Source organism: Roseibium sp. FZY0029 (assembly GCF_036350355.1).
GTDB lineage: Bacteria > Pseudomonadota > Alphaproteobacteria > Rhizobiales > Stappiaceae > Roseibium.
Map to the genome: position 1 here is coordinate 442125 of NZ_JAZDVZ010000004.1, position 24070 is coordinate 466194.

The window sequence follows — 24070 nt, forward strand, 5'->3', positions numbered from 1 at the left end:
AGATCCTGCGAACTGAGAAAACGGATTTCCGGTTAACTTAGTGGATCGCAGCAAGGAGGGGAATTCGCCGAAGGGGGAAAGGCAGTGTTTGAGCGCCGGACTGGCGATTAACGCAGCCCCAACCCCCGGCGGTCACGACAGTTCATCCGCTGGCGCGCGCGCCGGTGCTTTTTGCCGGCGTTTGAAGAGCATGTCCTTTGCAGCAATCACCGCCCCCAGCGTAATCGCCAGACAGGCAATGCCGACCGAAGGCGTCAACGCCCCGAAGCCGAAGGCAATCAGCAAGAGGGTGGACAGAAGCGGTGCCGAATAGGCCGCCGCCCCCAGCACCTGGATATCGCCGCGCTTGACGCCAATGTCCCAGGTGAAGAACGCAAGCCCGACCGGGAATGCGGCCAAAGCCAGCACCGATGCCCATTCCAGCGACGAGGCAGGCAGGATCGTTTCCTCCAGCGCCAGATGGCAGACGCCCGACAGGATCGCGGTCATCAGACAGAACCCTGCAACGGCTTCCGTTGGAACCGCGCCCAGTCTGCGCGACAGCACGGAGTAGCTGGACCAGAACAGGCATGAAGCCACGGCCGCCCCATAGCCGAGCATGGAGCCGGAGGAAAAGCCGACACCTTCCCCACCGGTGATCAGAAGCACTGCACCGGCGAGACCAAGAACGGCGCCGATGACATGGTGCAGCCGTAACTGTTCGCCGGGCAAAAGTGCGGAAAACAGCACAATTAGCAGCGGCCAGGTGTAATTGATGAGATTGGCTTCAACAGGCGGCGCATTGCGAATGGCGGTAAAGTAGAAAAAGTGGAAGCCGAACAGGCCGAAGGTCCCGAAAGCCCAGACGCCAAGAGGTTGCCGGAGCAGCCGGGTCTTGCCGGTAAGCACCAGCCAGACCAGCGCCATGATCCCGGAAAAGCCGAAACACAGCGTGTTGAGCAGAAAGGGCGGGACCTTGCCGGAACCGGCGCCGAACAGGCCAAGGGTCGCCCACATCAGCACAGCCGTAAGCCCGATCAGCGTCGCCTTCAACCTTTGACTGTCTGCCATTTCAATTTCCCGCCATTTCCCGTCCATCGCTCATGGCACGAAATCGCGGAAAGCGAAAGCCTGCGCACGCGGGGTATTGCCCGGGTTGTCCGCCGGGATAGATGCCGCAGGCTTTAATTCATCGAAGTCCTTGATCAGGGTGCCCGTTTCAGGACATGGTGGGGCAAAGTCACACTCAAACGATTTGCTTTCCGGGGAAATCATGACGACAACGCAAATCAGGGCCCTTCGGCTGGATGATGCCCATCAGCTTGCGCCGCTTATCGCGGAAAACGCGCAGGCCTTGAAGCGCGGGGCACCGCGCCGTCCGGACGCCTATTACGCCGAACGTATTCTGGCCGACAAGACCGCCGAGGTTCTGGGCGCTTTCGAAGGCGACAAGCTGGTCGGTTTCGCGGTCTTCTTCGACCTGCCGGAACTGATCACCGGCCTCAGGATCGGCCAGATGGACGACATCTACGTTCATCCGGACCACCGCAACAAGGGCACCGGCCGCAAGATGATCGAAACGCTGGTCACCGAGGGCCAGAGCCGCGGATGGCTGCATTTGCGCTGGCTCGTGCCGGGCAAGAACACCCCGGCGGTTGCGCTCTATGAGAAGATCGCCGAACCCGACCATCGCAAGAGCTACCTGATCCCGATCGACCGCATCGCCGGCGACTGAGCGGGCCTCCCTTCAGAAAGGCTTCAGCCCGCAAACCAGTGACGGAGCGCGGGCTGAGGCTTTCAAGTGTTCAGGATCCTGCTGGAAACAGCGGCGGGATCTGGCCAAGCGGCAGAAAACCGATGCGAACGACGCCACGGTCGATCGAGACCGGCAGGGCGATGGTTCTTACACCGTCGATTTCCTTTGCGGCGGGCTCAAGGCTCTTCACCACATTCTGCAGCAGTGAAAACGTCTGGTCGTCGGGCGGGAAAAGGGGCTTCACGCTGTCCAGAAGCGCGTCCGGATTGCCGAGGCTCAGCTCCAGGGCCCCGCTCAAGGTGCCGTCGCCCGCGATGACCAGATTGCCGCCTGCCGAAGCCTTGCCGGTTCCAAGCGTTGCTTCAGCCAGCACCAGCTCCACCGGCAATTCGCCGCCTTGCGCCTGCACAAGCGAGAATAGGTCGGCCCCGGCGAGCAGGGTCGTGCCGCCCTCGATGCGGGTATGGAAACGTAGGGAAATCGTCTGCTGCAGCTCCGGCAAAGACTTGAGGCTGAGATCCTGCACCGTGACAAAGCTTTCCAGCGTTGCTGTGGTTTCGGGCTGCTTGCGCAGATGGACTTCGGATTTCTCGGCCGCAAACAGGCCCCGGGCGAGGGCGGTATCGACCGCGGCTTCCGGCTTGTCGATCACCGCGTCAAACGACCCGATTGTGTTCTCGCCGAACTTCACACTGGCACGGGCCGTCTGCCAGGTCAGCCCGCCTTCCAGGCCGTTCACCGGCACCGACATGGCGGCGGGAGACTTCGCCTCGAAAATCACGTGCCAGGGATTGTAGATCAGAGCGACCGCATTGAGCCCGCCAAGAGACGCGGCGGTTCCCCAGCGGTCGGCCGAGCGCATGTCCGCGCAGGAAACTTCGTACCGGAACGGATAACCGGCGATGGCCAGATCCGCACAACTCACATCGAGGCCCTGGTCCGCCATGCGGGCGATCTGCAGGTCGAGCTGCTCGCGCAGGACGGATTGCCCGTAAAACCAGGCAGCCGACCAGCCCGCGATCACCAGAACGATGGCTCCGACCAACAGAATATATCCGCGTCTGGAGGGTTTCGGTGGCTTGGTCTTGGTATCGGACACTGGGAGACACTCTCTTCTGGTTCTGTCGGTTTCCGGGCCGGCCACACTACCACCAACGGCCATCTTCAAGACAGACGACTGCCGGAGTGCCATTGAAACGGCCGGTGCAGCTTGCTATCTCCGCAGCTGCGGTAAAACAAGACAGGTCGATATGAGCGATTTTTGGGTCTTTGGCTATGGTTCTTTGATGTGGAACCCGGGATTTGATCACCAGCGCGCCGAACCGGCTCTGCTGCGCGGTGCGCATCGCTCACTTTGCGTCTATTCCTGGGTGCACCGGGGCACCCAGCAGCGCCCCGGACTCGTGTTCGGTCTGGACAACGGCGGCGCCTGCCGGGGCATCGCCTATCAGGTCTCCAGGGACATCTGGCCGCAGGTGCTGGAGTATCTGCGCGCCCGCGAACAGACGACGATGGTCTACAAGGAACACCATCATCACGTCGAACTCGACAGTGGCGAGACGGTCGAAGCGCTTGTCTACATGGTCGACCACAGCCACGCCCAATATGCAGGGGCGCTGCCGCTGGAAGAACAGCTTGAGATCGTGAGGGGTGCTGTTGGCAAGTCGGGCGCCAATCCTGACTACGTCATAAACACCGCAGCCCACCTTCAGGAAATGGGCATTCCGGACACAGGCCTGGCCTGGCTGGCCGAACGCCTGAAAACCTGATCCCCGAGCCGCCGCGGCAGGCAGGCTTCGTCAGGGAACGCCCCACCAGCGCAGCGTCTGCTCGCAGTGATATTTCAGCGCCTGCACCGCCTCTGCTGCATTGCGCGCTTCGAGCGCGTCGATGACCGCCAGATGCTCTTCCATCGCCGAGGCGATCCGGTCGGCAAGAAACGGCCGCGCATGCTGGATGACGGCGATCCGGATACGGTTGGCTGCATAAGCCGCGGACAGAAGCGAGTTTCCAAGACCTTCGCCAAGGTAGGTGTGGAGCGACAGATCCACCTCGATGGCCTTGGGCGGCAGGCTGACGGCAGCGCCGGTCCTTGCCGCGTCCCGCATGACCTCGTGCCGGTGACGCAAGGCCTCCAGGCCGTCCAGATTACCCTGTGAAATACGCCGCCGCGCGCCTTCCTGATCCAGCACCAGCCGTTCATCGAGACATTCGCGGATATTGTCTGCGCTTGCTTCCATCACCTGAAGACCGCGCTTGGGCACCGTCGTCAGGAACCCTTGCGAGCTGGCGTATTTCACGGCTTCGCGTACAGGTGCGATCGGATATTGCAGAAGGTCGACGAGCTGGGACATCGACAGAAACTGTCCGTTGCGCAACGAACCGCTGCGCAAGGATTCGACAAGTGCCTGAAAAGCCTTGTCGTTCAGCAATTCGCCCTTGTTCGCGTCCTTCATTGCAGCTCCGTCGATCCGGCCTGGATGTTCGCAGGTTGTCTCCAAAGGCATTTCCAAGCAAAACCGAAAGGACCTGCTTGAAATTCCGCATAGTCTGTTACCTAACATGCTTTGTAAAATGTTAGATGCAAGCACAAACTTTTTGCAATGCACAGCCAAGCGCTTCCTGCGTCCGGGAGAACGCAAGAAGTCACGCGAACGTCGGGATAAACACCAAGGCCGCCGGGGATGTGGCCGCAAGGAGGAGACTATGGCGAATTCAACTGGCAAATCGGGTCCGCGAGACGGAGGTCTCTACAACGAAGACCTCGCGCCGATCCCGGCTTCGGAGCGCAAATGGGGCGCCTTCGAGATCTTCAACGTCTGGAACAACGATATCCAGAGCCTGTTCGGCTACACTCTGGCTGCATCACTGTTCATCACCTACGGCCTCAACGGCTGGATGGTCTTCGCGGCGATCGTGCTGGCCGGTTTCTTCGTTATGGTGCTGGTCAATCTCACCGGCCGTCCGTCAGTAAAGCACGGCGTGCCCTATCCGGTGATCGCACGTGCCTCGATGGGTGTCTACGGCGCCCGTTTTCCGGCACTGGTGCGCGGCATCGTTGCCATTTTCTGGTACGGCGTGCAGACCTATTTCGCCTCTACAGCGGTCGCCTTGCTGTTCAACACGCTGATAGGCAGCGAAGGCGGAGCGGAATTCCTCGGCATGACAACCGTCGGCTGGATTTCCTATCTCATCGTCTGCGTCTTCCAGGTTGCCCTGTTCATGAAGGGCATCGACTGGGTCGGCAAGTTCCTGAACTGGGCAGGCCCGTTCGTCTATATCGTCATGATCGCGCTGTGCCTGGTCATCTGGTGGAAAGCCGGCAACGGCATCTTCGCGGCCCTCGGCACCATATTTGAAGGCAGCGAAGCATCCGATCCGCGTGGGCCCGTTGCGGCCTTTGTCGCAGTCGTTGGCACGATGATCGCCTATTTCGCCGCCGTCGTGATCAACTTCGGCGATTTTTCCCGCTTCGTATCGGATGAACGCGCCATGAAACGCGGCAACTTCTGGGGTCTGCCGGTCTCCATGGCGTTCTTCTCGTTCATCGCACTGTTCGTGACCGCCGGCACTGTCGTTCTGTTCGGCGAAAAGCTGGTGAACCCGGCCGACATCGTCGATCGTGTCGACAACGTTCTGCTGACGCTGATCGCTGCCATCACCTTCTTCGCGGCAACGGTGGGCATCAACCTGGTGGCAAACTTCATTCCGCCGGCCTATGATATTGCCAACCTCAACCCGGAAAAGATCTCGGCCAAGACCGGCGGCATCATCACCGCGGTCATCGCCTTCTTCATCGGTGCGCTGTGGGTGTCGGTCATCTCGAACATCGGCATTGCCGCTTTCGTCGACACGCTTGGTGCCTTCCTGGCACCTCTCTACGGCATTCTGGTCGCGGACTACTACCTGGTGCGCAAGCAGAACATCGATGTCGAGGCGCTGTTTTCCTCCGATCCGGAGGCCCGCTACCACTACAACAACGGTTGGAACATGAAGGCGATCTTTGCCTTCGCCATAGCCGCACTGTTCTCGGTGGCAACCGTCTGGGTTCCGGCCCTTTCGGAACTCTCCGGCTACGGCTGGGTCATCGGCGCGGTTCTGGGCGGCGTGCTGCATCTGGGCCTGATGCGCCTGCAGACGGCCGAAGCCGGCAAGGCAGCACATTAAGGCAGCCTGAAGCCCGGTTCAGGCGATCATCGCACCTGAACCCCTTCAAACTGAAAGACCGCCTCAACGCATTGAGGCGGTCTTTTTTTTCAGGCCGGTTGTGCCTTGCGGCGTTTGTCCACGTCCTCAAGCACCGGGGAGGGCTTGCTGGCCGCGCGCGCTTCCTCGATCAACCGGTCGCTGGCCGCTTCGATTTCCGTGACCATTCTGCCGTAAAAGGCATTCGGGGCCAGACCCGGTTCGATCGGCGGCAGGATCTCGACGATCACCGTGCCCGGATAGACCTTCCATGAGGCACGGGGCCAGTAGAGGCCGGCATTGTGGGCGATCGGCACCACCGGGCATTTCAGGTCGCGGTAAAGATGGGCGATCCCGAACTTGTACTTGGGCTCGGCCCCGGCGGGACGGCGGGTGCCTTCCGGAAAGATCAGAATCTGGCGCTTTTCGGCAATCGCCTGCTTGGCGGCCTGCATCATCGCAGCCAGCGCTTCAGTCCGCTTGCCGCGGTTGATCGGGATCTGCTTGAACTTGGCAGTGTACCATCCGAAAATCGGTATCCAGCGCAGCTCGCGCTTCAGAATGAAGGTGGGGCTTCTGAACAGCGGTATCAGTGCCACCGTTTCCCAGGCGGACTGGTGCTTCATGGCGGCGATAAAACCGCCGTCAGGCAGGTTTTCCCGTCCCCGGACTTCCACCTTGATGCCCGCAAAGACGCGCATCAGCAGCTGCAGCACCCGCGACCAGGTCGGCACCACCCACCAGCCCCAGCGGCGCGGCAGCAGCATCACCGGCGCAAACAGGATCATCAGCAGCAACGTGACCGTATAAAACAGGATCTGGAAAAGGGTAGAGCGCAGAAAAACCATGGCACCGCAAAGACTGGTCGTAGGTGAAGTCACCGCTCGGCCATGGTCCGACTGATGTCAGCGCATACCCTGCACGGTAATCCGGAGTCGGGCGAGGATATACTTCACATATTCGCGCATGAGAAGCCGCATCGTTGCCGGTTCCCTGTACCAGTGGTCCAGGTTCAGGTCTTTGGAGAAAACCGGATAGGCAATCAGGGAAACATCCGGCAGGGCTCCGGCAAGTTCCACCTTGGCCCGGGGAAGATGATAGGCACTGGTCACGACCAGCAGGGAGGAGAACCCGTTTTTCCTGACCCAGTTGGCGGTTTCCACCGCATTGCCAGCGGTGTTGAGCGCAACACGGTCAAGATCGACGCTGTTGGTTTCCAGCGGCATGTTGGACGCGGTGACGGCGGCAAGCTGTTCACGCGTGGTGCCGGGATGAACGCCGGAAATCAGCAGGCGGTTGGCGCGTCCTTCTTCCAGAAGGCGGACGGCCTCGTTGACGCGGGCGTGTCCGCCCGTCAGCACCACGATGGCATCCGCATTGGCGGCAGCCGGCACTCTGGCATTGGCGACCTTCTGGGCAAACATGGCAAACTGCCCGGCGGTTCCGGCCAAAAGAGCCGTGACGACCGCGACGAACAGGACCCTGAGGCCAAATCGCTTCTTGCGCGTATCGCCCGTGGTGGTGCTCCTGCGTGCTGCGCGCTGGTCCTGCGATTTGGACACACGCCGTTCGCCAACGACGGAACTTCCGTCGTCCAGAACGGGGTCTAACACTGTGTCAGCATGAATCATGGCGCGACTATGATAAGTGATTCGGCCAATTTCACGGCATTGTGTGATAAAATCAATCCACTTTCGCCAGATGGGCCTTGACTGCGAGACCTGAAGTAAGGGCCGTCAGGATCGCCACGAGGAACACCACACCGAACACACCGAGGTAGCCGGGCAGGCTGACGGAGATGCCGCCGAAGAGTGCCGACATCTGATCGGAACCGGCCTGGCCGGAGCTCTGCCGGGTGAGCATGTCGACCGTGAGAAAGCTCAGGATCGCCGCAACACCGCCGGAAACGCCGCCCTTCAGACCCAGCATCAGGAAGTGCCGCTGGAATTCCCGCGCGATGAAGCCGTCCTCCGCACCGACGAAATGCAGAACGGAGACGACGTCCTTGTTACCGGCCATGGCCGCCTGCGTCGCGAAGACGACGCTCAGGACCATCGATCCGAGAACGAGCACCATGATGGCAAAACCGCCAAGCACCACAGCACCGGCCATGGCCGACAATCTTGACGTCCAGACCGAGTGATCGTCGACGCTTGCACCGGCCACGGTCTGGGAGACCATGTCGCGCAATTGCGACAGGTTCAGGAGTTCCGGATCTCCGACAGTGATCTGGATGAGCCGCGGCACCGGCAGGCCGTCAAGCTGCAACCCTTCGCCGAGCCAGGGTTCCAGCAACGCCTTGGTTTCGGCATCCGACAGGGCACGAACGGAATCGATGCCCGGAAACTCCTGGGCGAGCGCAACCGCCTTGTCGATTTCCCGCAGCATGTCGACGCCTTCGGTCGGGCGGATCTGGATGGTGATCTCGCGCACCAGATCGTTCTGCCAGGCATCGGCAGCGTCCCACACCACCGAGACCGCCCCCACCGTCAGACAGGCCAGAAAGCTCATGATGGCAACCACAAGCGTAAGCGCCCGCCCGGCAACAGCCTGCGGCGGCACGATCGCCGCGGAGGGGCGCAATTTGGCGTCGTCTCCCTGGGGAGCCTCGTTCTTCGGCTTGGGCGCGGCCTTGCGGGCCGGCTTGCGGCCACGCTTCGGGCGTTCCACCCGCCTGGGCGGACGGACGCTGGAAGCGCTCGCCTGTTTTTTGTCGGTGTCGTCGGACTGAACCATTATGCCGCCTAATCGAAAATTGAGAGGCGCCCGTCCGCAAGCACCATGCGCCGGGCGTCCACCTGTTCCAGCAGCGCGATATCGTGGGTCGCGATGACGACAGACGTGCCGAGTTTGTTCAATTCAATGAAAAGGCGCAACAGACGGCGTGCAAGTGGCGGATCCACGTTACCGGTCGGCTCGTCGGCAAGCAGCACCTCAGGGCGGGTGATCAGCGCCCGTGCGATCGCGGCGCGCTGCTTTTCCCCGCCGGACAGCACCGGCGGCAGAACATGCATTCGGTCGCCCAGACCAACCCATCGCAACAGATCGATCACGTCGGATCGATACTCGGACTCATCCTTTCCCACCACACGCAGCGGCAGGGCGACATTTTCATATGTCGTCAGATGGTCCAGCAGCCGGAAATCCTGAAACACCACACCGATCTTGCGCCGGAGTTTCGGCAATTCCTGCTTGTCGATCACACTCAGGTCGCGGTTGAACACCTTGATCAATCCACGGGTCGGACGCAGGGACATGAACAAGAGCCGTATCAGACTGGTCTTGCCCGCCCCGGAAGGCCCGGTCAGGAACTGAAACGACTGCGGCTCGATCTGAAATGTCAGATCGCGCAGGATTTCCGGCCCCATTCCGTATCTCAATCCGACATTTTCGAAGCGGATCACAAAATTACTCCTGTTGATGGCCCGAACGCTATAGCCTGGCCGTTAACGGTGCATTAATCATATAAAGGTCCATTAAGGACCTGAAAGCCCGTCATAGGATTTGCTTGGCCCTTGTCCAATATTTCGTGCCGGATTTCGACCCCCTGTGGGCCCCGAAGTGACCCGATAGAGCATGCCATGGCGAAAGGTCTTCGCACATGAAGATCAAATGTCCGGACTGCAGTACGTCCTACGAGATTAAGGTAGAGGCACTTGGCCCGGAAGGGCGCAGCGTCAAATGCGCCAAGTGCGGCAACCGCTGGTTCGTTTCGCCCGCCGATGACGAAGAAGGCGAGGTCGCGTTCAGCGCCAAGACCGACGAGGACACCGTATCATCCTCGGTAGCGGAAGACCCCGAACAGGACGAGGCCGAGTGGGCCGCCGACGCCGAGGAAGAAACCTTCGACGCGGAACCGGAGGACGAGGACGACGAACCAGCAACCGCCATTCCCGAACCCGCCGCCGCCCGCACAGCCAGTGACGAGGCGAAGTTTGCAGCGGACCTGGCGGAAGACGCCCAGTCGGCGGGACCGGAGAACAAGGCCGATATTGAATCCCTGGCCAAGCGGCCGAAAATCATCGTCAACCCGAACAAGTTCCGCAGAGACCAGATCGGCGCGATCCTGAACTGGCTGGTGCGGCGCAACTACCGGCGCATCGGCGGCGTCGCGCTGTTCGGTGTCGCGATTGCGGTCTGCGTCATGTTCGTTCTCATGCGCGACACACTGGTGAAGCAGTCTCCTGATCTGGCCAGTCTGTTCGGGATGATCGGGTTTGAGGTAAACCTGCGCGGACTGGAATTCCGCAACCTGCGCACCTTCACCGAAGTCGAGGACGGCAAAAAGGTTCTCGTGGTCGAAGGGTCGATCCGCAATCTGCTCGACGAGCTCAACTCCGTTCCTGCAGTGCGCCTGTCGATCCGCGGCGCCGACATGCAGGAAGTTTATGCCTGGACGGTGGAACCCAGAACAAAAACGCTAAACGCACTGGACGAAACCCGGTTCAGGACGATATTAGCCGACCCTCCGAAAACCGCTACCGATATCCAGGTGCGGTTTGTTGAACGCGGCCAACGCCAGGTAGTTCTAGAGTGACCATGACATCACATATTCATACTCTGTTCGATGAAGACGCCATCGCCCAGCGCGTTAGCGCACTCGCAGAGGAAATCGCCGAAGGCAAACCGCAGAACCTGCTGGTCGTCGCCGTGCTGAAAGGCAGTTTCATTTTTGCGGCCGACCTCGTCCGGGCCATGCACCGGGCCTCGCTTCAGCCGGAAATGGAGTTCATGCACCTGTCCTCTTACGGGGCCGGCACCGAGGGCTCGGAAAACATCCGTATTTTGCGCGATGTTGAAAGTGACGTTAACGAGCGCGATATAATTTTAGTGGATGATATCCTGGAATCTGGCCGCACACTCGCCTTCGCGCGGGAGCGGCTGCTGAACAGGGGAGCACGCTCGGTAAAGATCGCAGCTTTGCTGGATAAACCCGAGCGCCGTAAAGCTGCCATATCTGCCGATTACGTTGGTTTTGCCTGTCCTGATAAGTTTGTCGTCGGATATGGTATGGATATGGGCCACGCTTGGCGGCAGTTGCCCTATATTGGATACGTTGTCGCCCCGGACGACGGAGCGGCTGACGGCAACACGGGAGAGTGAGCATGGCTCGCATTCTTCTTACTGAAGACGATGAAGCTGTCCGCAGCTTCGTAAAGCGTGCCCTGGAGCTTGACGGTCATTCCGTCGAAGCGGCCGAGGATGGCGGCGAAGCCGTCGAAGTTCTGACCCGCGAGAAGGGCAGTTTCGATCTGCTGCTGTCCGACATCAAGATGCCCGTCATGGACGGCATTGCCCTTGCCTTGCACGCAGCCCGCGACTACCCTCGGATGCCGATCCTCCTCATGACCGGCTTCGCCGACCAGCGCGAACGGGCCAACGGCCTTGAAACCCTGGTGCATGACGTGGTCACCAAGCCGTTTTCGCTGGTCGACATTCGCAAGGCCGTGCGCAACGCCATTTCCGGCGACCTGCCGAGCGAGACCCGCCGCTACGCCTAAGGCTTCCGGCCAAGGCTTCGAAATCCAAGACCCCGCTTCGGCGGGGTTTTTGTTTGAGGCTGATTACGCCCGGTAGTCACCTTATTCCTTCGGACCACAGTGAATTGGCGAAGCGGCCCATCCATCGAGACGCGCACACGTGCGCTCCTCAGGATGAAGTTGTCTTTTGGGGGTAAGGGCTTTTGTCGATTGGATTGACGGCCTGCCGCATTCACTCTCACGTTGCCACAAGATCTCCCTCATCCTGAGGAAGCGCGACGCGCTGTCTCGAAGGATGGACCACAAACACCACCGTTTAAAACAACTGACCCCGCCGAAGCGGGGTCATGAAACTTTGTCCGAAAAGACCTAGTACCGTTTCAAGAGCCGCTCCAGATAATCCAGCTCGAGCTGCGGACGGGACGGGTCGGAGAAGCGGCGGCGGAGCTCTTCGAGGATCCGGCGGGCCCGCTGCACGTCGATCTCGTCCGGGATACGCACCCGGTTGTTGAAATCCGGGCCTTCGGTGCGCCGCGGGCGGCCAAGCGGGTCCTCGTCCATCGGCGAGGGACCGTTCGGCGACCCGGCACCTTCCCCCTGGCCCATCATCTGCTCTGTCAGGCCCTGTGCGCCACGCCGCAGGGCATCAAGAGCATTCCCTTGCTCGCCAAGCGCCTGTTGCGCCTGACCTTCGCCTAGGGACTGCTGCGCGTCGCCCATGGACTCGCCAGCCTCGTCAAGGGCCTGGTTCTGCCCCATGCCGTTCTGGCTGAGCTGATCCATGAGTTCCTGAAGCTGCTGCGCCAGCTCACCCTGGCCCTCCTGCAACTGCTGCAGCATCTGCTCAAGCTGTTCCTGGGTCAGTTGCTGGCCCTGGCCTTGCTGCTGCTGTTGCCCGGGCTGCTGTTGCTGGCCACGGCGCTGTTGCTGCTGATCCTGGTTGAACTTGTGGGTCTCGTCCATCAGCTGCTGTTGCCGCTGGATCATTTCACCAAGCTGGTTGAGCATTTCCATCATTTCGCTGGACATGCTGTTGGGCATCATCTGCGGGCGGCCGGCCTGCAGGTTTTCCAGCATCTGCTGCATCTGTGCCAGCAGCTCGCGGGCCGCATCGCGAGAACCTGTGCGCGCCAGTTCCTCGATCCTATCCAGCATTTCACTCAGATCCTGCTCGCTCAAGGTCTGCTGGTTGCCATCGAAGGGCTGCATGGCCTGCGGGTTCTGGCGCATCTGCTCGGCCAGCGCCTGCATGTATTCGTTCAAGGCTTCACGAAGTTGCTGGGTCAGCTTGGCGATTTCCTCGTCGCTCGCCCCTTCTTCCAGCGCCTTGCGCAAGGCTTCCTGGGCATCACGCAGCTTGCGTTCGGCAGCCGACAGATCACCATCCTCGATGGACAGGGCCAGATCCCACAGAAGCGGCAACAGGGCCTTCAGCTCCTCATCGGTGCTGGCATTCACAAGAGCCCCATAGGCAAAGCGCATGCCCAGGTAATTGCGCGGCTTGAAGTCGAACATATCCGGCGCCAGCATCAGGGCGTCGAACGCGATGATCACCTGATCCTGGTTCTGGGCATCTAGCGCCAGATTGCGGCGCTGCTCCACAACGGCACGTGCCAGAGGCTTGCCGAAGCGGCGCTGGGGCAGGGTAATGCGATAGGCAGGCGACAGGCCTTCCTGGCCAGCCTGATCGCGTGCAAGCAGCGACAGGTTGACCTCAGAACCTGCCCAGGGATGGGACGTCAGATCCCGGATGGTTTCCGCGGTCTTGGCCGTTCCGGCACGCGCGGGCAGCGACAACGGAAACTGAGGAGCCTCCACAAGCGGCCGGGGCGCCCGGTTGTTGTGATCCGGATTGGGAAGCGGAGCGATGCGCGCCTCGGCCGCCACGACGCCGTAGTCGTCATTGACCAGATAGGAAAACTTGAGCGCGCCGCTGAGCTGTTCTTCAGGATCGTCCGTCAAGCGGATACTCGGCGCATCATCCGGCTTCACCGCAAAGACGTAGCTCAACAGATGCTCTTCCCCGTTGAGCAGCTCGACGATACCGGTGGTCTCCAGTTCAAGCCGGCGTTCGACCGGCAGAAGCGCTTTCAGGTCCGGGTCTTCGTTTTCCGTGCCGAGCTCGGGTTCGATCACCTGTGGCTCGGTGTCTTCCGCCCGGGCATAGGTCATCTTGAGATCACGTGCGCCCTGTGTACGGACGACGAGTATGGAGCCTTCCGGCACCGAGATCGGTGTGCCGGGATCGCGCAACTGGGCACTTTCGCCCGTCAGATAAATCGGCGGTTCGCTGGTGTAGAGCGGCGGCGTGACCCAGGCATCAAGACGGCTGGGCGGTTCCACTGTCTTGAACGGGTTCTGAAAAGCCGAGACCAGGCGGCCAAAATGATCGCCACTGGCGGTCGAAAAGCCGATCAGGAGTACACTGGCGGCCAGGACGCGAAGCGCCCAGGGATCGCGGCGGAAGGCCTGGGGATCGGGCGCCTTGGATCGGATGGCGGCGACAGCTTCCGCCGTGCGGCGCTGGTGCAGAGCCCAGATGGCCTGGCTTTCGCGGTCGCGCGCGCCGACCGACAACTCGTCTTCCAGCGCGGTCAGCGGACGGTGGGTACGGCCGGAAGATTTTTCGACGCGGGCAAGCGCGTCCTCGCGTGTCGGCCAGGTCAGGTGGAAGAGATCGCGCGCCGCCCAGATGATGGCAGCGGCGAAGAGGAGAAGACCAAGCGGTCCGGCCCAGGCGGGCAGCACCAGCCATAAACCGAGCCAGGACAGCCCGACGAACAGGCCAATCACCACAAGCACCGGCAACAAGGCGCGCCAGAGGCGTTCGATGAACAAGGCACGGCGGCTCTGGCCCACCAGCTTGTCCAGCCGGGACCGGATCATAGCCCGCCAGCCGCTAGCTTCGGGAGAAATCTGACGGTCTTGATCGGGGTCGCTGTCGCTCGCGCTCAATGGCACCTCCGGTTTTGCCCCCCGAACTGCCCGTTTCGCCGGAAACGCAGCCCGCTGGCCATGCCCACCTTACAATAAGGTGAGGCATAGCGAGCTGTCCGGCAACCTGTCGGTTCAACTAATTGTCGGCCGATTTGTTCACGAACCCTTGAGCCAATCGGGAATCCGGTCCAGACCGAGCAGATCTTCGTAGCTTGTCCGCGGCCGGATAACGGCGAATTGGTCTGCATTTACGAGCACTTCGGGCACCAGCAGCCGCGTATTGTAGGTGCAGGACTGAACCGCTCCATAAGCGCCGGCCGAATAGACCGCCAGCATTTCCCCTGCCTTTACGCTGGGTATATCCCGATTCTGGGCGAGAAAATCACCGGTTTCACAGACCGGCCCGACGATGTCGGCCTTGATTCGGTCTGTTTCTACCGCCGGTTCACGCACCGGGCGCACCTCGTGATAGGCTTCGTAAAGCGTCGGCCGGATCAGGTCGTTCATGGCGGCATCGACAATGACGAATTTCTTGTCGGCGCCATCCTTCACGTAGATGACCTCCGTTACCAGGATACCGGCATTGCCCGCTATCATGCGACCGGGCTCGAACATGACCATGCAGTCCAGTTCACGCACGTGCTTCTTGACCACCTGCGCATAGGCATCTGGATGCGGCGGCGGGTTGTTGTCGGTGATATAGGGAATGCCCAGGCCGCCGCCGAGATCGACATGATCGATCGTATGGCCCTGCGAGCGCAGATCCGTGATCAGCTCGCCCAGGCGCGCAAACGCATTGTCGAAGGGCTCCAGCTCCGTAATCTGCGAGCCGATGTGCATGTCGATGCCGGTGACCTTGATGCCGGGCAGAGCCGCTGCCTCGGCATAAACGTCGCGGGCGCGCTGCCAGGGAATGCCGAACTTGTTCTCTGCCTTGCCGGTCGCAATCTTGGCGTGGGTCTTGGCGTCTACATCCGGGTTGATGCGCATGGACACGCGCGCGGTCTTGCCCATCTCGCTGGCCACCCTGGAAAGCTGGCGCAATTCTGGTTCGGATTCGACGTTGAAGCACAGGATGTCTTCCCGCAGCGCATAGGCCTGTTCGGCCTCGGTCTTGCCGACACCGGAAAAGACGATCTTCGACGCGGGAACGCCCGCGACCCGTGCGCGCCGCAATTCGCCTTCCGAGACCACGTCCATGCCCGCGCCGAGCTGCGCAAGCGTCTTCAGCACTGCCTGGTTGGAATTTGCCTTCATCGCGTAGCAGACGAGCGACGGGATGTCGCTGAACGCGGCGGCAAACACCTGGTAATGACGGGTCAGCGTCGCGGTGGAATAGCAATAGAACGGTGTCCCGACCTCACGCGCGATCGTCTCGATCGCCACGTCTTCGGCAAACAGTTCGCCATTCTTGTATTCGAAGTGATGCAAGGGGCGGCCCTCATGCGGCTGGATCAGGTTCAGTGCCCGGTCACGTGACCGGACCGTGCGATAGCTGATCGGCATTGAAACGATGGAGCATCCCGGGTGCCTCGGCACATCCGGCTTGGCTCCGCTGCGCAGCCGGTTTTCCCGCTGCGCCTGTGGTTTATCGGATCAGAAAATCCAGGAAAAAGGACTTGTCGCTCTCCGGGGCCGCGGGCTCTACCGGAGCTGCCACGGCGGGATCAACCGCACTGTCCGCCTGCTGAACAGGCGCCCCCGGAGTGTCCAGCCCGCCCTTGCGGCCACACCCTGCCAGGGTCACGCTCAGGCAAAGACCGACCAGAGCCAGGGTTTTGAACCGCATTGTCATCACCATTATGCCTTTTAGGATCGACTGCCCAGCGCCCGGGCGGACGCGGGAGTTTTTTCAAAGTCACACGCTGGTCCTTCTCCTCGCATGACACGGCGCGTTCGGCAAGACCAGTTCGCGCCGTGCCCTGGCTGAGAGCGGACCTTCAGCACGCCGTCAGGCCTTGGACAGGTCCTTCAGCCAACGGCGCGCCTGCTTGCGCACGTTCACAGGCGACGTACCGCCATAGCTGGTGCGGCTGCGCACGGATTTGTCGACGGACAGCACCTGGAAGATCTCGTTGGTGATCTTCGGCTCCACCGCCTGCATCTCTTCCAGCGAGACCTTGTGCAGCTCGACGCCCTTCTCAACGGCGATCGCCACGATGCGGCCGGTCACGTGATGGGCATCGCGGAACGGCAGACCGAGAACGCGCACCAGCCAGTCGGCCAGGTCCGTCGCGGTGGAATAGCCCGAGCCTGCGGCCTTCTTCAGGGCCTTGGTGACGGGCTCCAGATCGCGGATCATGCCGGTCATGGCCGCAAGCGCAAGGGAAACACTGGCCAGGCCGTCGAAAGCCTGTTCCTTGTCTTCCTGCATGTCCTTGGAATAGGCGAGCGGCAGGCCCTTCATCATCACCAGAAGCGCTTGCAGCGAGCCGTAGATACGGCCGGACTTGGCACGCACCAGTTCCGCTGCATCCGGGTTCTTCTTCTGCGGCATGATCGAAGAGCCGGTCGAAAACTTGTCGGACAGTTTGACGAAGCCGAACTGCGCCGAGCACCAGATGACGATTTCCTCGGCAAGGCGCGACAGATGCATGGCTGTGAGGGAAGCTGCAGCCAGCGCCTCGATGACGAAATCGCGGTCCGACACGGCGTCGAGCGAGTTTGCCGACGGCCGGTCGAAGCCGAGCGCCTTGGCGGTCATGTGCCGGTCGATCGGGAAGGACGTGCCGGCCAGAGCGGCAGCACCAAGCGGGCATTCGTTCATGCGCTTGCGGGCATCGCGCACACGGCCGCGGTCACGGCCGAACATTTCGACATAGGCCAGCATGTGATGGCCGAAGGTCACCGGCTGGGCGGATTGCAGGTGCGTGAAACCGGGCATGACGTCGGCGGCATGCGTTTCCGCCTTTTCCGCCAGCGCCTGCATCAGGTCACCGAGCTGATCATCCAGCGTGTCGAGCGTGTCGCGCACCCACAGTCGGAAATCGGTCGCCACCTGATCGTTGCGCGAGCGCGCGGTGTGCAGGCGCCCGGCCGCCGGGCCGATCAGCTCGGCAAGGCGCGCCTCGATATTCATGTGAATGTCTTCAAGCGCGCGGGAGAACTTGAACTCGCCGCTTTCGATCTCTGACAGGATTGTGTCTAGACCTTGAACGATCTTGTCGGCATCGTCCCGCGTCACAATGTCTTTTTCGGCCAGCATGCGCACATGGGCTTTCGAGCCGTCGATGTCCTGCTTATATAGCTTCCGGTCGAAGTCGATGGAGGCGTTGATCTCCTCCATGATGGCGTCCGGTCCCTCAGCGAACCGGCCTCCCCACATGCGATTGCTCATGTCCTGTCCCTTAGAAGGCGCCCCCTTGCGGGGTGTGAACGAATGACAAAGCCAACCGAACCAGCAAAAACCAACAGACGCGGCATTGTTGCCGCCGGGCTTGCGGGCGCAGTGGCCGCCGTAGCGGCTCTATACGTGATCGCTGGACCGAATGGCAACATCGCCGGTGCGCAAAGCTGTTCGGCAGCACTCGATTTGGCTGCCGCCGCCAAGCCTTATGCCACGGGAGAGGTGGCTGCCTTCCTGCCGGCAAGCGCACCGCTGGACCTTCAGCACCTGACCTTCAAGGGGCCGGATGACCAGCAGATGACGCTTTCGGATTTCGGCGGCAAGACCGTTCTCCTCAATCTCTGGGCAACCTGGTGCGCACCGTGCCGAAAGGAAATGCCGGCGCTGGATACGCTTCAGGCGGAAATGGGAGACGAGACGTTCGAAGTGGTCGCCGTCAATCTCGACCGGGGCGGACCGGAGAAACCGAAGGACTTTCTGGAAGAGGTCGGTGTCGGCAATCTGACCTTCTATCAGGACAGCTCCAATGATCTTCTGAAGGATCTGCGCAAGGTCGCCCGGGCAACCGGCCTGCCGACAACCATTCTGGTGAGCCCGAAGGGCTGCGAGATCGGCACCATGTACGGGCCTGCCGAGTGGGCTTCCAGCGAGGCCAAGGCGCTTATCACAAATGCAATGGTGGCCCCGGACGCTTGACGTCCGGCTGCCGCCAGAGATGAGAATATCGGGGACCTTCAGGGGACCCGTGGAGGTTATCCTCCGCCGGTTCAGACGCTGATATCGACTGCGTTGCCCAGACCCGGAATGCGGCGGGATTCGCGCCGGTCTTCTTCCTGCGTTGCCTGAGCCTGCTCCAGCCGCTCGGCAACCTGACGCTCCTGCTCATTCTGGTCTTTGACCGCATTGGCGGCAAGTTCGCTGCGAACACTTGCAGCGCTGTAGGCAGCCGAGGAAGAGGAACTGTCGATAGCACTCGGCATGATGGGTTACTCCTTCGCCGTGGTGATGAGGCTTGTCCGTGGCCGACGGTCACCCGTCATCCTGACACTCGGGTGCATCGGCTTTTTATTCGTTCGTCTCGCGCTTGCAGATGACCCGTTCGGGTCCTGCGCCGCATCAGGCCAGGATGTTGACCTGAATTCCCACGCCATTTTCCAGCTGGCGCGTTTCGGCGCGATCTTCCAGTTGCTCGGCCTGCCGGCTCAGAAATTCTGCCCGGCTGGTGCTGAAGCTTGCCTGTCGCTGTGCGATCTCGGCAGCCGCTTCGGAGCGCTTCGTCTTGAATGCTTCAGCTTGCTCTGCAACCTGGTTCGCACGCGCGTTGGTCGTGTTCGGCTGAAACGCCTGGGATGATCCATATCCTATTGCATCTGGCATCGTCGCTCCAATCCTTGGATACGATTTCAAAGATTACCATGCATGAAATAGCTGAATTCAAAGGTAAATTTCCAAAAGAACTCGCACAATTGCTAACTCTTTTGCTGATTTTATCGAAACAATTTACTTAAAACTTTACGTAATAAATAATAACCATATGAAGGATCTGGATTTTCCGAAGCACCCTTCAAAAGAAAAGTTGCGAGCGCACTCCGAAAAAAGATGCCCCGCAGTCCAACGAAAACGGCCCGCGTGGAGCATTTCCGCGCGGGCCGTTAAGAAAATCGGAAAGGAAAGGGATCAGGCGCTAACGTCCACCCGTCCGCCAAGACCAGGGGGCGGTGCGGCTTGCTGAGCCTGGAGATTGTCGGCGCCCTGCTGCAGCAGCGCCACCAGATTGGCATCCTGCTGCGCGGCCATCTTCATCATCTCTGACTGAAGCGTCTGGGCTGTTTGGGCCTGTTGCTGGGCCACGAAAGTGGTGGCTATGCCAACGCTGTCCATCGTTAACTCCTGAGGTTGTGGCCACCCTAAACCCCTACCCTTAATCAGGTGTTAACGATGTGTCAGTCTCCCGCCCGCAGGACGCTGCGCCGAACCTTGCCAGATGGTGTGCGGGGCAACTGGTCCAGCACCTTGTAAACCTTGGGGCGCTTGTATTCCGCCAGGTTTTCTGCCGCAAAGGCGGCCAGACGGTCGATATCCAGCTGACCAGGCAAGGTCGGAACCACAAAAGCCGTTATCAGGCTGACACCCTCGCGGGCAAGCACCGCTGTCACGGCCACTTCCTGCACCTGCGGATCGGAGGCAAGCACCCGCTCCACTTCTTCCGGGGCCACCCGGTAACCGAAAGCGTTCATCAGATCGTCGGCGCGGCCTTCATACCAGAAATAGCCGTCTTCATCCCTCCGTGCCCGGTCACCGGTCAGGAACCAGTCGCCTCGAAACGCGGCCGCTGTTTCGTCGGCACGGTTCCAGTACCCCAGCATCAGGCCCGGTTCGTCCCTGTGAACGGCCAGCAGACCTGTTTCAGGTCCGGAAACCGGCACCGGCGTGTCTTCCGCCTCGCTGAGGATGGCAACCTTCCGGCCTGCCTGCGGTTTGCCCGGCGAGCCCGGCTTGACCGGTACGCTGGGACCGCTGGAAAGATAGGTCGAGATCTCGCTCATGCCGAGCGCTTCATAGAGTTCGCGCCCGGTGCGCTCCGTCCACTCCCGGTAAAGGCTTGCCGGGAGTGCTTCACCCGCGGTCAGTCCATGGCGCAGCTCTGGAAAGGACGACGGAGAAACCGTGCCATACTTCAGGATACGCCGGTAGAGACTGGGCACGGCCGCGAAAAGCGTTGCGCGTGTATCGGTGATCAGGTCTGGCCACAGGTCCGGGTCCCGCGGTCCGTCATAAACCACGCTGGTGGCACCATTCGCCCAGGGGTCCATCAACCCCGCACCCAGCGTATAGGTCCAGTTGAATGCGCCAGCGTGCAGCAGTCTGTCTGACGCGCTGATGCCATACCAGCCCGCATACATGGGCCTGCGCGCACTGGCCGCGCGCTGCGCATGCAACACGCCCTTTGGCGTGCCGCTCGTGCCGGAAGTGTAGACAAGAAATGCCGGATCGTCAGCGTGGGTCTCCGCGAAATCTCCCGGCTCAGCCTGCTTCAGTTCGACCAATGCCTCCGGACCCAGCAACGTCGCGCTGCCCGCGTCCGGCAGCACGGTATGTCCGTCGTGCAGCACCACCCGGGCCCCGCTATCGGTCAGGATCGCTTCAGCTTCGGATGCGGTGAGCTGGGAAGAGGTCGGGATCGGTACGAAGCCGCCTGCGATGGCGCCAAAGAAGGCCAGAGGAAAATCGCTGGAATGACCGATCCTGAGAAGAATGCGGTCACCGGGCGAAAGGTCCGTGGCACGCAGGCCCGTCGCGACCGAAAGAACGGTACGCGTCAGCGTGCCATAGCTCCAGGTTTCCAGAAGAGCGCCGCCAACCCCTACCAGTTCCAGCGCCGTCTTGCCCGCATCCGGGGCGGCGCTGGTGAGGCAATAGCGGGCAAGGTTCATGTGGTTCTGGCGTTCCTGCGGTTTGGCGACCCGGTTACCGGGTCGGAACCGGATGTTCGCCGCGGTAGTCGTAGAAACCGCGCTGGGTCTTGCGGCCAAGCCACCCTGCTTCAACATACTTCACGAGCAGCGGACACGGACGGTATTTGGTGTCGGCCAGACCCTCGTAGAGCACCTGCATGATCGACAGGCAGGTGTCGAGGCCGATGAAATCGGCAAGTTGCAGCGGACCCATCGGATGGTTGGCGCCAAGACGCATGGCCTTGTCGATGGAATCGACCGAACCGACGCCTTCGTAAAGCGTATAGATCGCTTCGTTGATCATCGGCAGCAGAATACGGTTGACCATGAAGGCCGGGAAATCCTCCGCCACGGCAATCTGCTTGCCGAGACGAACGCAGAACCCTTTTGATGCTTCGAAGGTCTCGTCTTCCGTGGCAATGCCGCGCACCAGTTCAACCAGCTCCATGACCGGAACCGGGTTCATGAAGTGGATACCGATAAAGCGCTCCGGACGGTCTGTCGACGCGGCAAGGCGCGTGATCGAGATGGACGAGGTGTTTGTTGCCAGGATCGCTTCCGGCTTCAGGATCGGGCAGAGCTGCGAAAAGATCTTGCGTTTGACCTGCTCGTTCTCGACGGCGGATTCGATCACCAGGTCGGCATCGCGCAAAAGATCGAGGTCTTCGGCCGGCTTGATACGGTCAAGCGCCGCATTGCGCTCTTCCTCGGTGATCATCGACTTGGACACCTGGCGTGCCAGATTGCCGTTGATCGAAGCCAGGCCGGATTCGATCCGCTCCATGGAGAGATCGCTCAATCCCACGTCGAAGCCCGCTAGTGCACAAACATGGGCAATCCCGCTGCCCATCTGACCAGCGCCGATTACGCCGACTTTCTTGATTTCGACTGCCATCCTGAAAATCCGATCTTTTGAAAACATCCCGTTTGGACGAGTTGCGGCTATTTTTGGCAAGTCTTGCGCCGAACAGCAAGAACCCCGGAGCGAAAACTGTCATTCGCTCCGGGGTCCGTGATCAATTTGCCGCAGGTCTTACTCGACGGCAGCCTTCAATTCCGGCAGGACGTCGAAGAGATCGGCTACGAGGCCGTAATCAGCCACCTGGAAGATCGGGGCTTCCTCGTCCTTGTTGATCGCGACGATCACCTTGGAATCCTTCATGCCGGCGAGGTGCTGGATAGCCCCGGAGATGCCGCAGGCAATGTAGAGATCCGGCGCAACCACCTTGCCGGTCTGGCCAACCTGCCAGTCGTTCGGAGCGTAGCCCGCATCGACGGCGGCGCGCGATGCACCAACCGCGGCGCCAAGCGCATCTGCCACCGGCATGATGACTTCCTGGAACTTCTCGGAAGACCCGAGCGCTCGGCCACCGGAAATGATGATCTTTGCAGAGGTCAGTTCCGGACGATCGGACTTGGAGAGTTCCTCGCCCACGAACTCCGACAGACCCGAACCATCGCTGCCGGCAACAGTCTCGACAGCGGCGGAACCGCCTGCTTCGGCAGCAGCGAACGTGGACGTCCGCACGGTGATCACCTTCTTGGGATCGCCGGATTTTACGGTCTGGATCGCATTGCCCGCGTAGATCGGACGCTCGAAGGTCTCGGCGTCGATAACGGCGGTCACGTCGGAGATCTGCATCACGTCCAGCAGTGCTGCGACGCGCGGCAGGGTGTTCTTGCCGTTGGCGGTTGCCGGGGCGACGATGGCATCATAGTCGCCGGCAAGACCGACGATCAGGTCGGCGGTCGGCTCCGCAAGCTGGTGTTCCAGGGCGTCGCTTTCAGCCAGCAGGACCTTCGCAACGCCGGAAAGCTTGGATGCAGCATCGGCAACGCCCTGAACGCCTTTGCCGGCGACCAGGACATGGACGTCTGCGCCGAGGGCGACGGCTGCCGTCAGGGCCTTTGCCGTGGCATCGTTCAGTTCACCACCGGCATGTTCGGCCACAAGAAGTGTTGTCATGTTTTATCCTCCTGCGACGGGTCTTAAAGGACGCCGGCTTCGTTCTTGAGTTTGTCGACCAGCTCGGAAACCGAACCGACCTTGATGCCGGCCTGACGCGATGCCGGCTCGGCGGTGCTGACAACGGTCAGCCGCGGCGCGGTGTCGACACCGAAATCGGCCGGGGTCTTCTCGTCGATCGGCTTCTTCTTCGCCTTCATGATGTTCGGCAGGGACGCATAACGCGGCTCGTTGAGGCGCAGGTCCGTCGTCACGATGGCCGGCAGCTTCAGCTTGATGGTCTGCAGGCCGCCGTCGACTTCGCGGGTAACATCGACAGTGCCTTCGCCCAGATCGACCTTGGAGGCAAAGGTGCCCTGGCTCCAGCCGAGGAGGGCTGCCAGCATCTGGCCGGTCTGGTTGCAGTCATCGTCAATGGCCTGCTTGCCGAGGATCACAAGACCCGGCTCTTCGGCTTCGACAATGGCTTTCAGGATCTTCGCGACCGCCAGCGGTTCGGTGGTATCGTCGGTCTTCACCAGAATGCCGCGGTCGGCGCCCATTGCAAGGCCGGTACGCAGCGTCTCGGTGGCCTGCTGCGGGCCGACGGACACGACGATCACTTCGCTCGCCTTGCCTGCTTCCTTCAGCCGCAGAGCTTCTTCGACGGAGATTTCGTCAAAGGGGTTCATGGACATCTTGACGTTGGCAAGATCGACGCCAGAACCATCCGCCTTCACACGGACCTTCACGTTGTAATCGATGACCCGTTTTACGGGTACGAGGATCTTCATTTGGTCTCAACCTCTTGCTGGGCCGGCTTTCACCGCACCGCATTATGCGGCTCCCTGCCGTCTTGACGCTAGGTTACAAACGGCAGAATTGAGCCAATCGTGGCGCATGGCGGGGGACGGTACTGACCGACACGGCGGCTGTCAATTGCAGTAAAAGGTTTAAGTCGGCAAATTGCCGGGCCTGGAAAAACAT

General features: G+C 61.0%; 25 protein-coding genes. 7 read left to right on the forward strand and 18 right to left on the reverse strand.

Going from position 1 to position 24070, the window contains the following annotated elements; translation table 11 throughout:
* Window positions 1–132: 132 nt before the first annotated feature.
* On the reverse strand, window positions 133–1050 hold the full coding sequence (gene yddG / locus V1T76_RS13680; RefSeq protein ID WP_330561201.1) for an aromatic amino acid exporter YddG: 918 nt from the start codon (window positions 1048–1050) through the stop codon (window positions 133–135).
* Window positions 1051–1252: 202 nt separating this feature from the next.
* Between yddG and V1T76_RS13685 the strand changes: the two genes are divergently transcribed.
* The gene (locus V1T76_RS13685) at window positions 1253–1714 is read left to right on the forward strand and encodes a GNAT family N-acetyltransferase (RefSeq protein ID WP_330561202.1); all 462 of its coding nucleotides are present in this window, start codon (window positions 1253–1255) and stop codon (window positions 1712–1714) included.
* A gap of 70 nt (window positions 1715–1784) precedes the next feature.
* On the opposite strand, the gene V1T76_RS13690 is transcribed toward V1T76_RS13685, so the two are convergent.
* The gene (locus V1T76_RS13690) at window positions 1785–2834 is read right to left on the reverse strand and encodes a DUF2125 domain-containing protein (protein ID WP_330561203.1); all 1050 of its coding nucleotides are present in this window, start codon (window positions 2832–2834) and stop codon (window positions 1785–1787) included.
* A 151-nt stretch (window positions 2835–2985) separates the two neighbouring features.
* Here V1T76_RS13690 and V1T76_RS13695 point away from each other — a divergent pair, with 151 nt between their 5' ends.
* Window positions 2986–3504, forward strand: a complete 519-nt coding sequence (locus V1T76_RS13695) for a gamma-glutamylcyclotransferase (protein ID WP_330561204.1) — start codon at window positions 2986–2988, stop codon at window positions 3502–3504.
* A gap of 30 nt (window positions 3505–3534) precedes the next feature.
* On the opposite strand, the gene V1T76_RS13700 is transcribed toward V1T76_RS13695, so the two are convergent.
* Window positions 3535–4191 carry a GntR family transcriptional regulator gene (locus V1T76_RS13700; protein ID WP_330561205.1) on the reverse strand — a complete coding sequence of 219 codons (657 nt, stop codon included), beginning with the start codon at window positions 4189–4191 and terminating at the stop codon, window positions 3535–3537.
* 250 nt (window positions 4192–4441) lie between these two features.
* On the opposite strand from V1T76_RS13700, the gene V1T76_RS13705 reads away from it, so the two are divergent.
* Entirely contained in the window at window positions 4442–5902 is a 1461-nt protein-coding gene (locus V1T76_RS13705; protein ID WP_330561206.1) for an NCS1 family nucleobase:cation symporter-1, read from the forward strand.
* Between the two features lie 89 nt (window positions 5903–5991).
* On the opposite strand, the gene V1T76_RS13710 is transcribed toward V1T76_RS13705, so the two are convergent.
* The 4 genes from V1T76_RS13710 to ftsE form a co-directional block, all read right to left on the reverse strand.
* A complete protein-coding gene (locus tag V1T76_RS13710; protein ID WP_442970124.1) occupies window positions 5992–6768 on the reverse strand; it encodes a lysophospholipid acyltransferase family protein in 777 nt (258 codons plus the stop codon).
* Window positions 6769–6825: 57 nt separating this feature from the next.
* Window positions 6826–7533: a YdcF family protein gene (locus tag V1T76_RS13715; protein WP_330561208.1), complete on the reverse strand. Its 708-nt coding sequence runs from the start codon at window positions 7531–7533 to the stop codon at window positions 6826–6828.
* Between the two features lie 70 nt (window positions 7534–7603).
* On the reverse strand, window positions 7604–8656 hold the full coding sequence (locus V1T76_RS13720; protein WP_330561209.1) for a cell division protein FtsX: 1053 nt from the start codon (window positions 8654–8656) through the stop codon (window positions 7604–7606).
* Between the two features lie 8 nt (window positions 8657–8664).
* Window positions 8665–9324: a cell division ATP-binding protein FtsE gene (gene ftsE, locus V1T76_RS13725; protein ID WP_330561210.1), complete on the reverse strand. Its 660-nt coding sequence runs from the start codon at window positions 9322–9324 to the stop codon at window positions 8665–8667.
* Window positions 9325–9521: 197 nt separating this feature from the next.
* Here ftsE and V1T76_RS13730 point away from each other — a divergent pair, with 197 nt between their 5' ends.
* Genes V1T76_RS13730 through V1T76_RS13740 form a run of 3 tightly spaced genes read left to right on the forward strand, consistent with a single transcriptional unit; the run spans window position 9522 to window position 11421 of the window.
* On the forward strand, window positions 9522–10457 hold the full coding sequence (locus V1T76_RS13730) for a zinc-ribbon domain-containing protein (protein WP_330561211.1): 936 nt from the start codon (window positions 9522–9524) through the stop codon (window positions 10455–10457).
* Window positions 10458–10459: 2 nt separating this feature from the next.
* Window positions 10460–11023: a hypoxanthine phosphoribosyltransferase gene (hpt, locus tag V1T76_RS13735; RefSeq protein WP_330561212.1), complete on the forward strand. Its 564-nt coding sequence runs from the start codon at window positions 10460–10462 to the stop codon at window positions 11021–11023.
* 2 nt (window positions 11024–11025) lie between these two features.
* The gene (locus tag V1T76_RS13740; RefSeq protein ID WP_330561213.1) at window positions 11026–11421 is read left to right on the forward strand and encodes a response regulator; all 396 of its coding nucleotides are present in this window, start codon (window positions 11026–11028) and stop codon (window positions 11419–11421) included.
* 348 nt (window positions 11422–11769) lie between these two features.
* Here the strand turns inward: V1T76_RS13740 and V1T76_RS13745 are convergent, their stop codons facing one another.
* The 4 genes from V1T76_RS13745 to argH form a co-directional block, all read right to left on the reverse strand.
* A complete protein-coding gene (locus tag V1T76_RS13745) occupies window positions 11770–14355 on the reverse strand; it encodes a TIGR02302 family protein (RefSeq protein ID WP_330561214.1) in 2586 nt (861 codons plus the stop codon).
* 138 nt (window positions 14356–14493) lie between these two features.
* Window positions 14494–15768 (reverse strand): diaminopimelate decarboxylase, encoded by a 1275-nt coding sequence (gene lysA, locus V1T76_RS13750; protein ID WP_330561448.1) that lies wholly within the window; start codon window positions 15766–15768, stop codon window positions 14494–14496.
* Between the two features lie 157 nt (window positions 15769–15925).
* Window positions 15926–16126, reverse strand: a complete 201-nt coding sequence (gene lptM / locus V1T76_RS13755; protein ID WP_330561215.1) for an LPS translocon maturation chaperone LptM — start codon at window positions 16124–16126, stop codon at window positions 15926–15928.
* A 162-nt stretch (window positions 16127–16288) separates the two neighbouring features.
* On the reverse strand, window positions 16289–17674 hold the full coding sequence (gene argH, locus V1T76_RS13760; protein WP_330561216.1) for an argininosuccinate lyase: 1386 nt from the start codon (window positions 17672–17674) through the stop codon (window positions 16289–16291).
* 42 nt (window positions 17675–17716) lie between these two features.
* On the opposite strand from argH, the gene tlpA reads away from it, so the two are divergent.
* Window positions 17717–18379 carry a thiol:disulfide interchange protein TlpA gene (tlpA, locus tag V1T76_RS13765; RefSeq protein WP_330561217.1) on the forward strand — a complete coding sequence of 221 codons (663 nt, stop codon included), beginning with the start codon at window positions 17717–17719 and terminating at the stop codon, window positions 18377–18379.
* A 71-nt stretch (window positions 18380–18450) separates the two neighbouring features.
* Here the strand turns inward: tlpA and V1T76_RS13770 are convergent, their stop codons facing one another.
* From V1T76_RS13770 to V1T76_RS13800, 7 genes are all read right to left on the reverse strand, one after another.
* The gene (locus tag V1T76_RS13770; protein WP_330561218.1) at window positions 18451–18663 is read right to left on the reverse strand and encodes a hypothetical protein; all 213 of its coding nucleotides are present in this window, start codon (window positions 18661–18663) and stop codon (window positions 18451–18453) included.
* 136 nt (window positions 18664–18799) lie between these two features.
* Entirely contained in the window at window positions 18800–19060 is a 261-nt protein-coding gene (locus tag V1T76_RS13775; protein ID WP_330561219.1) for a hypothetical protein, read from the reverse strand.
* 300 nt (window positions 19061–19360) lie between these two features.
* Window positions 19361–19564: a hypothetical protein gene (locus V1T76_RS13780; RefSeq protein ID WP_330561220.1), complete on the reverse strand. Its 204-nt coding sequence runs from the start codon at window positions 19562–19564 to the stop codon at window positions 19361–19363.
* Between the two features lie 62 nt (window positions 19565–19626).
* Window positions 19627–21117, reverse strand: a complete 1491-nt coding sequence (locus V1T76_RS13785) for a class I adenylate-forming enzyme family protein (protein ID WP_330561449.1) — start codon at window positions 21115–21117, stop codon at window positions 19627–19629.
* Between the two features lie 34 nt (window positions 21118–21151).
* Entirely contained in the window at window positions 21152–22033 is an 882-nt protein-coding gene (locus tag V1T76_RS13790) for a 3-hydroxybutyryl-CoA dehydrogenase (protein WP_006936813.1), read from the reverse strand.
* A gap of 138 nt (window positions 22034–22171) precedes the next feature.
* Entirely contained in the window at window positions 22172–23104 is a 933-nt protein-coding gene (locus V1T76_RS13795) for an electron transfer flavoprotein subunit alpha/FixB family protein (RefSeq protein ID WP_330561221.1), read from the reverse strand.
* A gap of 23 nt (window positions 23105–23127) precedes the next feature.
* Window positions 23128–23877, reverse strand: coding sequence for an electron transfer flavoprotein subunit beta/FixA family protein (locus V1T76_RS13800; RefSeq protein ID WP_330561222.1), 750 nt, complete (start codon window positions 23875–23877; stop codon window positions 23128–23130).
* Between the last annotated feature and the right edge of the window lie 193 nt (window positions 23878–24070).

Bases quoted from the DNA above. Each gene is read 5' to 3' on its own strand.
- yddG (WP_330561201.1), bottom strand. From the start codon at position 1,050: ATGGCAGACAGTCAAAGGTTGAAGGCGACGCTGATCGGGCTTACGGCT.
- V1T76_RS13780 (WP_330561220.1), bottom strand. From the start codon at position 19,564: ATGGACAGCGTTGGCATAGCCACCACTTTCGTGGCCCAGCAACAGGCC.
- V1T76_RS13710 (WP_442970124.1), bottom strand. From the start codon at position 6,768: ATGGTTTTTCTGCGCTCTACCCTTTTCCAGATCCTGTTTTATACGGTC.
- V1T76_RS13720 (WP_330561209.1), bottom strand. From the start codon at position 8,656: ATGGTTCAGTCCGACGACACCGACAAAAAACAGGCGAGCGCTTCCAGC.
- V1T76_RS13790 (WP_006936813.1), bottom strand. From the start codon at position 22,033: ATGGCAGTCGAAATCAAGAAAGTCGGCGTAATCGGCGCTGGTCAGATG.
- V1T76_RS13700 (WP_330561205.1), bottom strand. From the start codon at position 4,191: ATGAAGGACGCGAACAAGGGCGAATTGCTGAACGACAAGGCTTTTCAG.
- V1T76_RS13695 (WP_330561204.1), top strand. From the start codon at position 2,986: ATGAGCGATTTTTGGGTCTTTGGCTATGGTTCTTTGATGTGGAACCCG.
- V1T76_RS13800 (WP_330561222.1), bottom strand. From the start codon at position 23,877: ATGAAGATCCTCGTACCCGTAAAACGGGTCATCGATTACAACGTGAAG.
- lptM (WP_330561215.1), bottom strand. From the start codon at position 16,126: ATGCGGTTCAAAACCCTGGCTCTGGTCGGTCTTTGCCTGAGCGTGACC.
- V1T76_RS13685 (WP_330561202.1), top strand. From the start codon at position 1,253: ATGACGACAACGCAAATCAGGGCCCTTCGGCTGGATGATGCCCATCAG.
- hpt (WP_330561212.1), top strand. From the start codon at position 10,460: ATGACATCACATATTCATACTCTGTTCGATGAAGACGCCATCGCCCAG.
- V1T76_RS13740 (WP_330561213.1), top strand. From the start codon at position 11,026: ATGGCTCGCATTCTTCTTACTGAAGACGATGAAGCTGTCCGCAGCTTC.
- V1T76_RS13730 (WP_330561211.1), top strand. From the start codon at position 9,522: ATGAAGATCAAATGTCCGGACTGCAGTACGTCCTACGAGATTAAGGTA.
- argH (WP_330561216.1), bottom strand. From the start codon at position 17,674: ATGAGCAATCGCATGTGGGGAGGCCGGTTCGCTGAGGGACCGGACGCC.
- V1T76_RS13785 (WP_330561449.1), bottom strand. From the start codon at position 21,117: ATGAACCTTGCCCGCTATTGCCTCACCAGCGCCGCCCCGGATGCGGGC.
- tlpA (WP_330561217.1), top strand. From the start codon at position 17,717: ATGACAAAGCCAACCGAACCAGCAAAAACCAACAGACGCGGCATTGTT.
- V1T76_RS13705 (WP_330561206.1), top strand. From the start codon at position 4,442: ATGGCGAATTCAACTGGCAAATCGGGTCCGCGAGACGGAGGTCTCTAC.
- V1T76_RS13770 (WP_330561218.1), bottom strand. From the start codon at position 18,663: ATGCCGAGTGCTATCGACAGTTCCTCTTCCTCGGCTGCCTACAGCGCT.
- V1T76_RS13795 (WP_330561221.1), bottom strand. From the start codon at position 23,104: ATGACAACACTTCTTGTGGCCGAACATGCCGGTGGTGAACTGAACGAT.
- V1T76_RS13775 (WP_330561219.1), bottom strand. From the start codon at position 19,060: ATGCCAGATGCAATAGGATATGGATCATCCCAGGCGTTTCAGCCGAAC.